Origin of the sequence: Providencia sp. PROV114 (assembly GCF_032704305.1) — a bacterium.
Lineage (GTDB): Bacteria > Pseudomonadota > Gammaproteobacteria > Enterobacterales > Enterobacteriaceae > Providencia > Providencia rettgeri.
Window position 1 is genome coordinate 1,918,244 of record NZ_CP120528.1, and the last position, 10,565, is coordinate 1,928,808.

Consider the following 10,565-nt stretch of genomic DNA (forward strand, 5'->3'; position numbering starts at 1 on the left):
CTATGTTTTTTCCTGGTCTATTTCGGAAATCGAATGAGGGGATGACTTCACATGAACTCAGCGAGTTAATTGGGCTTTCTTATGATACCTATTCAGGTAGACGGGTAAGTCCGCAGTTAGCGATGCAATTAACCGCGGTATTTAGTTGTGTTCGAGTTTTAGCGGAATCTGTTGGGATGTTGCCGTGTTCCTTATATGAGCAGCTAGAAAAAGGAAATCAGCGGGCAATACGAGAAAGAGTCCATAAGCTAATATCAGTAAAACCAAATAACTATATGACATCTCAAGAGTTTTGGGAGTTGCTGATCGCTTGCTTGTGTTTACGGGGTAATTTTTATGCTTACAAGGTCTACGCGCTAGGCGAAGTGGTTGAATTACTCCCTCTTAACCCCGGTTCAGTTACCCCAAAATTAAACAGTAATTGGGAGCCAGAATATAACGTCACATTTCCAAATGGTAAGAGTGAAACATTAACACAGTCTGAAATTTGGCATGTACGCATTTTCACACTAGATGGATTAACCGGACTCAGCCCTATCGCTTATGCAAAACAAGCTGTTGGCCTTGGCTTGGCGACTGAAGAGCATGGCGCGAGATTGTTTGGTAATGGTGCTGTAACCAGTGGTGTTTTACAAACAGACCAATATTTAAAGGATGATGCTTATGAACGGTTAAGGGAAGATTTTGCGGGCAGACATCAGGGATTAGTTAATGCTCATAAACCTATGATCCTAGAAATGGGATTGAAGTGGCAGCAAATTAGTTTGTCTGCTGAAGATGCACAATTTCTTGAAACGAGAAAATTTCAGCTTGAAGAAATCTGTCGTATCTTCCGTGTACCGCTTCATATGGTCCAAAATACGGATAGGGCCACGTTCAATAATATTGAAAACCTTGGGATCGGGTTTATCAATTACTCTTTAGTTCCTTATCTTACACGTATCGAACAGCGCATTAATGCTGGGCTTGTTAAATCAAGTAAGCAGGGTGTTTTTTATGCCAAATTTAATACAGGCGCACTGCTACGTGGTGATATGAAGTCGCGATTTGAATCTTATGCAACGGGTATCAACTGGGGGATTTATTCGCCAAATGAGTGTCGTGAATTGGAAGAGCTAAACCCACGTGAGGGTGGTGATATTTACCTCACACCAATGAACATGACCACAAAGCCAGAATCCTCAAAACAGGAGGGGGAAACGCATGTCGATAATGACAAAACAACGGCTTGATGTACCACTAAAAATTAAGTCAGTCACCGACTCGGGAGAGTTTGAAGGCTATGGCTCAGTTTTCGGCGTGAAAGATAGTTATGCGGATATTGTGATGCCGGGTGCTTTTCTTAACTCACTGAATCAGTGGAAAGAAAAAGAGTCATTACCCGCCATGCTTTGGCAGCACAAAATGTCTGAGCCGATTGGTATTTATACCGAAATGCGGGAAGACAGCACGGGGCTCTATGTCAAAGGGCGATTGCTCATTGATGACGACCCCTTATCTAAGCGCGCGCATGCACACATGAAGGCCGGATCACTATCCGGCCTTTCTATTGGATACATCCTCAAAGATTGGGAGTATGACCGCAATAAAGATGCCTTTCTATTGAAGGAAATCGATTTGTGGGAGGTCAGTTTAGTGACATTTCCCTCAAATGATGAAGCCAGAGTCAGTGATGTGAAGTCGGCATTTGCTCGAGGCGAATTACCCACACAAAAAAGTATTGAGCGAGTCCTGCGCGATGTTGGGCTTTCGCGAACACAAGCTAAGGCCTTTATGGCTAAAGGCTACGATGCACTTTCTCTGCGTGATGCTGAGCAAGAGGCTATCAACACATTGAAATCCATTTTTGATAAATAAAGGTACTATTATGGCTGTAGATCATAAAGACGTTAGTGAAGTTGCGCAGGAACTTAAAGGTAAATTCGAAGAGTTCACCCAAAAAAATGACAAGCGCATCGATGCGATTGAAGCAGAAAAAAGTAAACTTGCGGGCCAAGTTGACACGTTAAACGGCAAGTTATCGGAGCTGGATGAATTAAAAACCAGCTTAGAAGCTGAACTGGCTGAAATTAAGCGCCCTGATGGTAGTGTAAGCGCGACAAAAGAGGTGACTGAACACAAAGCCGCCTTTGAACAGTTTGTTCGTAAAGGGAAAGAAGATGGTCTTGCTGATTTAGAGCGTAAGGCTATGCAAACGGGCTCTGATCCAGACGGTGGCTTCGCAGTGCCAGAAGAATTAGATCGCAGCATCATTACTGCTCTGCGCGATGAAGTGGTTATGCGTCAGGAGTGTAATGTTATTACAGTGGGTACGCCTCACTTTAAACGCTTGGTGAATCAAGGTGGTACAAATAGTGGTTGGGTTGGTGAGGTGGATAAACGCCCTGAAACTGCAACCTCAAAACTTGCCTCTATTGAGCCAGTGTGGGGGGAAATTTACGGAAATCCCGCAGCAACACAAGTTATGCTTGATGATGCGTTCTTTAATGTTGAGCAATTCATTACGGGTGAGCTGACGATTGAATTTGCTGAGCAAGAAGAGGCGGCTTTCACTCATGGTGATGGTATCAAAAAGCCAAAAGGCCTATTAGCCTATGGCAGTGACGAACAAGCTGATAAAGATCGCGATTGGGGCAAATTGCAGCATCTGTTACTGAAAAAACCGACAGAAATTACCGCTGATGAAATCATGAAGCTGATTTACACCATGCGTAAAGCTTACCGCTTGGGCTCTAAGTTCATGATGAACAACAATACCTTGTTCCAAGTTCGTACGCTGAAAGATTCTCAGGGTAATTACTTGTGGCAACCGGGCTTGCAATTAGGTCAACCTTCCGCATTACTGGGTTATGGCATCGCAGAAAATGAGCAGTTTTCTGATGTTGTTGCAGACTCAGCACCTGTTGCATTTGGTAACTTTAAGCGTTGTTACACCATTCTTGACCGTATTGGCGTCCGCATGTTGCGTGACCCGTACACCAACAAGCCATTTGTGCATTTCTATACCACTAAGCGTGTTGGTTCAATGATGACGGATAGCAATGCTGTGAAGCTGCTGAAAGCGCCAGCAGCTAAATAATTACAATGTTATCCATGGCGGCTTAGTTGCCGCCTTTTTTATACCTCTTAGATGCGAAGATAGTCGCATCACTTTAATAATATATAACGGAGGAATAATGTCTTTGCCAACTATAGAGGAGCTACGTCTGCAATGCCGTATTGATACCGAAGATGAAGATGCCATTTTATTGGGTTATTTATCAGCCGCTAAAGAAAAAGCAGCTAATTATTTAAATAGAGCGTTACATAATGACAGCGTTCCCGATGATGATCCAAATGGCATAACAATAACGCCAGTCATAAAGCTGGCATTGATGCTGGCGGTTGGTTTTTGGTATGACACGAGGGAACTAAAAAAAATCCCTCAAGGTTTTTACGAGTTGTTAAGCGATTATCGAATATCACCCATGAGGGCTAAGTAATGTTAGCTGGTGAACTTAATAAACGTATTGCGTTATCACGCCCAGAAGAAATCAGGGACGATTTTGGTGAACCTAAAACAGAGTTAGTAAAAGTCACTGAGGTATGGGCCAAAGTGGAGGCGATGTCTAACCGTAAAATTCGCACCGCAGATCAGCAACAAGTTATCGAAACCTACCATTTCACCATTCGGCCTCGTAGCGATATTGACGAGGGATGGATGATCACTTATCAAAAGCGCAACTTTACCGTACGTGCATTAGATAGAAACCAGCCAGACCGTTTAATTATTACAGCGGAGGTCGACAGTCGACATGATAGAAACTGATATCAAGGCAGACTTAGAGCGACTAACGGGATTGAACGCTTACCCTGTCGAGCTTCCTTCAAATGTGCTTGAGGGGGTGACTTATCAGAAAATAAGTGACCCCAAAATGATAACCGGCCTAGCTAAAACATCTCTTGTTCAAGCGCGATTTCAAATTACCTTTCAGATCCCTAATGACTATTCAAAAGCCTTAAAGCTTGAAAAAGTAGTGCTCAATGCATGGGAAAACATCACTCATGGTCACATTGGACGTTATCCCGTTCAAACAGTTCAGCGAGGTAATTTTATGCAGAACCGAGAAGAACAGACGGATAAACGGGTTATTTGGCGTGTGATGCGTGATTTTATTATCACTTATCCAGAGGGGGCTGAATGAAATTTGGAGTGAATGTAACTGGGTTACGTGAACTAGGTGAGGCATTAAGTCGAGTTGAGGAGGAAATAAAAACAAAAATATTGCGTGATGCTGGGAAAAAAGCGATGGAACCAGTGTTGCAAGATATGAAGCAACATGCAGGTTTCGATGAAACAGCACAGTCAGAACATATGCGTGACAGTATTAAAATTCGTTCAACAAAAAGTAAAAAACTGAATGATTCAGTATTGATTACTGTTGGCCCCTCTAAAAAACACTTCATGAAGGCATTAGCTCAAGAAATGGGAACGGTGAAGCAAGTTTCGCGCCCTTTCATACGTCCAGCACTGGATTACAACAAACAAGCCGTTCTCAATATTCTTGTAATGGAAATTAGAGACGCCTTGTATCGAATTAGATAATTAACATATTGAAATTAGGAGATATTATGGCAGATCAAAAATCTTCGCCAGAGTACGCCATGCTTCCTGCTGGCACGGTTGTTAAATGGGGAGAAGTGGGTGATCTTCCCGCTGCTTTAAAACCACTTGTGAATTGTAAAGCAATAGGCGCAACGGGTTTAACAGGTAATTTTGTTGATTGCACAACATTAATTGATAAAAACAAGCAGTTCATTTCAGATATGCCAGAAGGCCCTGAAAAAACACTAGGGTTTATTGACGATCCGCAGAATGCAGACTTCACTGCATTTCTAAATGCGGCTCAGGGTATGAAAACCGTTCAGTTTTATATTGAATTACCCAACAAGCGTACAGCAACAATGATTTTGGCATTATCTGGTTGGGAAATGGCCGATATCAGTGCTCCAGCGAGTGAAGTTATTCAGGTTACTGTAAAAGGAAAGCAAAATAACTTGGTTTGGGGAACAGCAACAGCAGGGGGCACTAAGTAATGAAAAACTTAAAGGCAGCTTTTTTGACTCCGCGCGTTCATGTTCAAAAAGTTCAACTCCTTGGTGTTGATGTAAATATCCGTCGAATGACGGCTTCAGAGCTGCTTACTTTGGAAGAAGAAGCGGCAGAGTTAAATATGGAAGGGAAGGTCACAGAAGCCTCATTAAAAAATGTCGAAATGATTTTGTCTTGCATAGTCAGCGATGATGGCAAGGCACTTAGTAAAGATGAGTTGCCAACGGCAAAAGAATTACTCGACATCCATGACAACGCCTCACTGATTGAAGCTATTTCATTAGTTAAACGTCATTCTGTTGGCACACTGGAAGAAGCAAAAAAAAACTAACGGATACACCGTTATTAAGTTTCGCTTATGAGCTTTCTGAGCAATTAGGCGAAATAGATCCTTATCGTGTTTTAGCCTTGCCTGCCGCCACATTATTGGGGTGGCAGGCTCATTTCGAGCTCAAAACGACCCCTCAAACAAACAATAAATCATTAGAAACTCAAACGCCTGCATCATCATCAACAATAGATGAACAGTGCTCGGCCGTCATGAAAATGCTGAGGTAATACATGTCAAATTTAGCTGATCTGAAAGTCGGGTTACTGCTCAATGATGTTAGCTTTAGAACACAAATAGTAGATGCTTACCGACATGCAGGCAGTGAATCAGAGCGATTTTCACGTAAAGTTAGTGCTGATAATAAAAAATCAGAAGAATCATTTGCATCGCTATCAAAATCAATAAATAGCGTAGCTGGGAAATTGGCACTTATTTCTGGAACAGGCTTATCGTTAGGCGCAATCATCAATACAACCCGCCAATATAGCCAATCTTTATCTGATTTAGCATCAATAACTGGTGCCACAAAAGAACAAATGGTGCTATTTGATGAAGCTGCACAGGAGATGGGGCGCACCACTCAATTTTCAGCGATGCAAGGTGCTGAAGCTATTAAATTAATGGCTTCAGCTAAGCCAGATTTAATGAAAACAAGCTCAGGGTTAATTGATGTCACCAAAAGTGCATTAATTTTAGCTCAGGCATCAGGAACAACCTTGCCAGATGCAACAAGGACATTAGCATTGTCTTTAAACCAGTTTGGCGCGTCTGTTGCAGATACAGATCGTTATATTAATGTGTTAGCCGCTGGTGCTAAATATGGTTCTTCCGAAGTCAATGAAACTTCCGAGGCAATTAAGAAAAGTGGTGTATCAGCTGCAAATGCGAAAATGAGCTTCGAAGAATTAAATGCAGCGATCCAGACGCTTGCGGAGCGTGAGGTTAAAGGCTCTGATGCGGGAACTGCGCTGAGAAACATGATTTTGAAGCTAGAAGCTAGTACTGACAAAAGCCTCAAACCCTCAGTTGTTGGCCTTGGTGCCGCGCTAGAAAATTTAGGTAAGAAGAATTATTCAACAACTGCATTAACAAAATTGTTTGGTCTTGAAAATGTAAACACGGCCATGATCCTTTCTCAAAATGCCAAAAAAGTTAAAGAGTTAACTCAGGCATTAACGGGCACAGACACAGCTTATGAGCAAGCAAAAGAGAGAACGAATAATCTTAACGGAGATTTATTAGGCCTGTCGTCAGCCTTTGAAGGAATAGCAATAAAAGTCGGTCAGATGTCTTCAGGGCCACTAAGAGCTGGGATCAATACAACAACAGATGCAGTAAATGCACTGGCTGGAAATTTGAACACAGTGGTGGATATTGCAGCCTACGGGCTTATTCCATTGCTTGGAGGTAGGCTTTCTAAAGGTCTGCAAGATCAAACAACTGCCTGGTATGACATACAAAAAGCATCAAGGGCAGCGTCCGTTCAGATGAGAGATACGGCCTTAAAAGGGATAGCCGATGCTAATGAGCAGTTAAAATACCTTACCCTTCAAGGGGAAAGGTTGACAGACCATGATAGAAAAATGAAAGAGTTTGATATGCAAACTCTTAATCGAGGCCGCGAACGAGATAAATTAGCTCGACTTGAGATTGAGGCAACTAACCAAAAAATAAAGTACACAAGAGAGTTAGAGGTAGCGACAAATAGATTATCTTATAGTCAGCGAGCCTTAGCAGGGACATCAACTGCACTCAGGGGGGCGTATGCAGCCATGGGTGGACCTGTTGGCGCAATCATGTTGGCAGGTTCTGCCTTATATTATTTCCATAATAAATCAATTGAAGCTCGGCAAAGCGCCCTGAGTCTAAAAGATGCAGTTGTTGAAACCACTGCAGAATTGATGAAATTATCTCAAGTGAAACTAGCTGTAAAAGTTGATGATCTTCAAGAAAGCATTAAAAATATTACCGAACAAAGAGCAATTGTTAATCGTCAGTTGGGATCATATTCTGATGTAAAAATTGCGAGACTTGAAAGGCAAAACAAGAGAGTTTTTAGCTCACTCTACGAAGATCCAAAAGAGGCACTTGCAAAAAGAAATTTACTTTTAAGTCAGCTAGAGGATCTTGATAAGGCTTATGAGATTGAAAGTAATACTCTCAAAAACGCAAAGGAAGCTAGGGAGAGGTTAGCGTCAGGAGAAAAGCCTAAACAAATATTATCTACTGCGCCAGATGGTGATGGCTCCACGGGAACAAGGGAATTACCACCAAAAGGCACTTCAGGTGCAAAACAGTTAAACCAGTATCAGCAGTTACGCCGACAAATCGAAGCGGAGCATGCTGTAAGCCTAGAGAAAATTTCATTAAGTGAAACGGAAACTCTCAGAAAACTTCAAGAAAGCTATAAATCTGGAGGAATGAAGCAAGGGGAATTTGAACGATTAAAAACCCTTAACGCCGAAAACCATATGAAGCAAAGAGCCGAATTGGCTGAGAAATATTCGCCAACACGAGCTCTTATCAGAAATGAGCAAGATGCCAATAAGGAATTAAAGTCTTTATTGGATGCTCGATTACTATCGGATAAAGAATATCATCATGCCAAAATGCGTTTGGAACAAGATTCAACGAAGAATCGACTTTCAGAGCAAGCGAGGGGTATTGCTTTACCAAATATTAGCATTCTTGGCGAAATAGATCCTGTTGTTCAGTTAAAAAATCAACTGGAAGAACAAAGAGCTCTGTACGAAGCTTTTTATCAAAATGGGATTGTTAGTAAAGAGCGCTATGAACAATTAATGACTGCGGCCAGCACTCGCTCTAAAGAAGCTCAGCTTCAAGCCAGCAAAGAGCTTTACGCGGCTCAAGGCAATTGGCAACGGATGCAAATAAATTTATTTGAATCTATTGAGCAGCGAATGGGAAATTCACTCACAGGGATGATAACAGGCTCAAAATCATTTTCGGAATCTCTTCAGGATATTTCAGCGTCCTTAGCTCAGTCTATTATTCAAGACCTTGTCAGAATTGCAATGCAGGCAATGATAACGAATGCTTTAACTGGTTTGATGGGAGGATTAGCTGGTGGAGCTGCGTCAGGTGCATCAGTTGGTGCTAGTGGTTCCGCTTCAGGAACAGGCGCGATGGGAATGCCGACAAGCTGGAAAGGATATAGTCGTGGTGGGTATACCGGTGATAAGGGAGTTAATGAAATATCTGGGGTTGTTCATGGCAAAGAATATGTATTCGATGCATGGGCAACCAAAAGTATTGGCGTGGAAAACCTTGAATCTATAAGGCGAAACGGAATAGAGAGAACAGTGAATAATGCTAGTTTTGGTGCTAGTGAATTTAAAGCTGCTGGGAAAAGAACAGGGAGTAATTCCATAGATAATAGCCAAATGAATAAGATTGAAATATATCAAAATATACAGGTTTCAGGTAATGGGGATCAGGCATTGCTAGAGGCCATGCAGCAAGCGGCTAAGTCAGGTGCTAAGCAAGGTTCTGATGATGCCATTGCAAGAATTCAGCGTGACTTTCAATCTAATGGAAATATCAGAAAAACGCTTGGGAGATAAGTATGGCGCTAACATGGCCAGAAAACGTCGCACCTTCAACGATGAGTTGGCAACTATTCAGTAATAGTCAAACTTTTACTTCTGTATTTACGGGAAGTGAACAAACGGTGCGTTTCCCCGGAAGCCACTGGCGGTGCGCTTTAACTTTTAATAATTTAACGGAAAACACCTCTAGAGAATTGGAGGTGTTAATGGCTCAGCTTGATGGAGAAAGTGGTCGAGTAAAAATAAGCAATTGGATTAGACCCGGTTTATTAAACAAAGGGGAACCCACTGTGAGCGTAGCTAATCAAACCGGAGCTATATTGCAAACAAAAGGGTGGCTTGCAAATTCTATCGTATTACGAAAAGGTGATTACATTACAGTAAGCAATGAATTGAAAATGATTACTGACAATGTGATTAGTGATAAGAGTGGCGGTGCTGTTGTTCCAATTTCACCTATTCTTCGGAGATCCCCAGCCGTTAATGAAAAAATAGAAACCGTCAGGCCTTACGGTATTTTTAAATTAACGAGTAATGATCAAGGGAGTTTTCAATATCGCCCCGGAGTTTTCTCAAGTGTAACGATAAATTTGAAGGAGGCTTTGTATTAATGTTATACCATCCTTTTTCGAATGATATGGTTAATGCGATAAATAATGGGGCCGAATTAGTTATTGCAGCAAGGCTAGAACTAAAATCAGGCACGACAAGGGCACACACAGGAATCGGTAATTTAATTATAGCGGGCGAGGTGTACCAAGGAGTGGGCTCTTTGGGGAAGATTGAACCAGTAACAGAAAATAACTCAACAAGTCCTCAACAATTAATCCTTTCTCTTTCTGGTTTTGATTCTTTACTAGTTGCGGATGTTATGAATGAACGTAGCCGAGGAAGGAATGTCAGTATCATGCTGATAGCACTCGATAAAGATGGCAAACCAAGTTTAGCTGAAATTATTTTTGCAGGGCAAATTTCTAATATTGGTGTATCTACTGGAAACTTAAATGAGGTTTCTGTCACTGTATCGAATCGTTTTGAGCGGTGGTCAAATGGTTTACCTGATAGATTTACCGATGAATCTTGGGTTAAAAGGCACAAGGGTGATAGGATATTTCGTTATGTTGCCCAAATGGCAGAGAGAGCCATTTATTGGGGAAGCAAAAAGGATGCACCAACTTTTGTTTACAAATAAAGCGTTATTCTATTATTAATTAATAAAGGGGAATTCAGTGAAATATATTTTTTATCTATTTATATTCTTTCCAATGTTATCTCTCGCTGATACTAATAAAAATAAAGAATATTGGTATGATGGTTGCCCTAAATATAGTGATGAAAAAATTAGCTCTTTAAGTAATAAAAGTGTTGAGTCTATTGATGAATTAGCATTGAATTATTCTGCAGAGCAACTCAAGGACAAAGAAAAAGAAATAGAGTGTAATCTTAGAAATATAAGTGAACGCAAAAAGTCCTTACTTGAAGAGTTGAAAAAAATGGACGAGCCCATTAAGAAGTAAAATCTTCAAAAAATTGAATGTTACTCAGTAACCCGCTTCGGCGGGTTTTTTTATGC

At 41.3% G+C, this 10,565-nt stretch carries 13 protein-coding genes; all 13 read left to right on the plus strand.

Annotation, left to right across the window (positions count from 1 at the left end; genetic code table 11):
• Nucleotides 1-2 precede the first annotated feature (2 nt).
• The 13 genes from P3L37_RS08375 (at nt 3) to P3L37_RS08435 (ending at nt 10,509) form a co-directional block, all read left to right on the plus strand.
• Nucleotides 3-1,232, plus strand: a complete 1,230-nt coding sequence (locus tag P3L37_RS08375; protein ID WP_272571724.1) for a phage portal protein — start codon at nt 3-5, stop codon at nt 1,230-1,232.
• Nucleotides 1,210-1,857, plus strand: coding sequence for an HK97 family phage prohead protease (locus tag P3L37_RS08380; RefSeq protein WP_196723644.1), 648 nt, complete (start codon nt 1,210-1,212; stop codon nt 1,855-1,857). The genes P3L37_RS08375 and P3L37_RS08380 overlap by 23 nt, the downstream gene beginning before the upstream one ends.
• A 10-nt stretch (nt 1,858-1,867) precedes the next feature.
• Nucleotides 1,868-3,079 (plus strand): phage major capsid protein, encoded by a 1,212-nt coding sequence (locus P3L37_RS08385; RefSeq protein ID WP_272667362.1) that lies wholly within the window; start codon nt 1,868-1,870, stop codon nt 3,077-3,079.
• A gap of 97 nt (nt 3,080-3,176) precedes the next feature.
• A complete protein-coding gene (locus P3L37_RS08390; RefSeq protein WP_272518324.1) occupies nt 3,177-3,482 on the plus strand; it encodes a head-tail connector protein in 306 nt (101 codons plus the stop codon).
• A complete protein-coding gene (locus P3L37_RS08395; RefSeq protein WP_272667363.1) occupies nt 3,482-3,808 on the plus strand; it encodes a phage head closure protein in 327 nt (108 codons plus the stop codon). The genes P3L37_RS08390 and P3L37_RS08395 overlap by 1 nt, the downstream gene beginning before the upstream one ends.
• Nucleotides 3,795-4,184: a hypothetical protein gene (locus P3L37_RS08400; protein ID WP_272667364.1), complete on the plus strand. Its 390-nt coding sequence runs from the start codon at nt 3,795-3,797 to the stop codon at nt 4,182-4,184. The genes P3L37_RS08395 and P3L37_RS08400 overlap by 14 nt, the downstream gene beginning before the upstream one ends.
• Nucleotides 4,181-4,585: an HK97-gp10 family putative phage morphogenesis protein gene (locus P3L37_RS08405; RefSeq protein ID WP_264967606.1), complete on the plus strand. Its 405-nt coding sequence runs from the start codon at nt 4,181-4,183 to the stop codon at nt 4,583-4,585. The genes P3L37_RS08400 and P3L37_RS08405 overlap by 4 nt, the downstream gene beginning before the upstream one ends.
• Nucleotides 4,586-4,611: 26 nt before the next feature.
• Nucleotides 4,612-5,076 (plus strand): phage tail protein, encoded by a 465-nt coding sequence (locus P3L37_RS08410; protein ID WP_140170607.1) that lies wholly within the window; start codon nt 4,612-4,614, stop codon nt 5,074-5,076.
• Nucleotides 5,076-5,423, plus strand: a complete 348-nt coding sequence (locus P3L37_RS08415) for a phage tail protein (protein WP_140170606.1) — start codon at nt 5,076-5,078, stop codon at nt 5,421-5,423. Before P3L37_RS08410 ends, P3L37_RS08415 begins: the two co-directional genes overlap by 1 nt.
• Before the next feature lie 230 nt (nt 5,424-5,653).
• Complete coding sequence (locus tag P3L37_RS08420) at nt 5,654-9,007, plus strand: phage tail tape measure protein (RefSeq protein ID WP_272667365.1); 3,354 nt, start codon at nt 5,654-5,656, stop codon at nt 9,005-9,007.
• A 2-nt stretch (nt 9,008-9,009) separates the two neighbouring features.
• Entirely contained in the window at nt 9,010-9,603 is a 594-nt protein-coding gene (locus P3L37_RS08425) for a hypothetical protein (protein ID WP_272667366.1), read from the plus strand.
• Nucleotides 9,603-10,184 (plus strand): hypothetical protein, encoded by a 582-nt coding sequence (locus tag P3L37_RS08430; RefSeq protein WP_109913103.1) that lies wholly within the window; start codon nt 9,603-9,605, stop codon nt 10,182-10,184. The genes P3L37_RS08425 and P3L37_RS08430 overlap by 1 nt, the downstream gene beginning before the upstream one ends.
• 37 nt (nt 10,185-10,221) lie before the next feature.
• Nucleotides 10,222-10,509, plus strand: coding sequence for a hypothetical protein (locus P3L37_RS08435; RefSeq protein ID WP_109913102.1), 288 nt, complete (start codon nt 10,222-10,224; stop codon nt 10,507-10,509).
• Nucleotides 10,510-10,565 lie beyond the last annotated feature (56 nt).

Excerpts from the sequence above, each read along its gene's own strand:
- P3L37_RS08415 (WP_140170606.1), top strand. The coding sequence starts at position 5,076 with ATGAAAAACTTAAAGGCAGCTTTTTTGACTCCGCGCGTTCATGTTCAA.
- P3L37_RS08390 (WP_272518324.1), top strand. The coding sequence starts at position 3,177 with ATGTCTTTGCCAACTATAGAGGAGCTACGTCTGCAATGCCGTATTGAT.
- P3L37_RS08420 (WP_272667365.1), top strand. The coding sequence starts at position 5,654 with ATGTCAAATTTAGCTGATCTGAAAGTCGGGTTACTGCTCAATGATGTT.
- P3L37_RS08410 (WP_140170607.1), top strand. The coding sequence starts at position 4,612 with ATGGCAGATCAAAAATCTTCGCCAGAGTACGCCATGCTTCCTGCTGGC.
- P3L37_RS08405 (WP_264967606.1), top strand. The coding sequence starts at position 4,181 with ATGAAATTTGGAGTGAATGTAACTGGGTTACGTGAACTAGGTGAGGCA.
- P3L37_RS08425 (WP_272667366.1), top strand. The coding sequence starts at position 9,010 with ATGGCGCTAACATGGCCAGAAAACGTCGCACCTTCAACGATGAGTTGG.
- P3L37_RS08385 (WP_272667362.1), top strand. The coding sequence starts at position 1,868 with ATGGCTGTAGATCATAAAGACGTTAGTGAAGTTGCGCAGGAACTTAAA.
- P3L37_RS08395 (WP_272667363.1), top strand. The coding sequence starts at position 3,482 with ATGTTAGCTGGTGAACTTAATAAACGTATTGCGTTATCACGCCCAGAA.
- P3L37_RS08400 (WP_272667364.1), top strand. The coding sequence starts at position 3,795 with ATGATAGAAACTGATATCAAGGCAGACTTAGAGCGACTAACGGGATTG.
- P3L37_RS08375 (WP_272571724.1), top strand. The coding sequence starts at position 3 with ATGTTTTTTCCTGGTCTATTTCGGAAATCGAATGAGGGGATGACTTCA.
- P3L37_RS08430 (WP_109913103.1), top strand. The coding sequence starts at position 9,603 with ATGTTATACCATCCTTTTTCGAATGATATGGTTAATGCGATAAATAAT.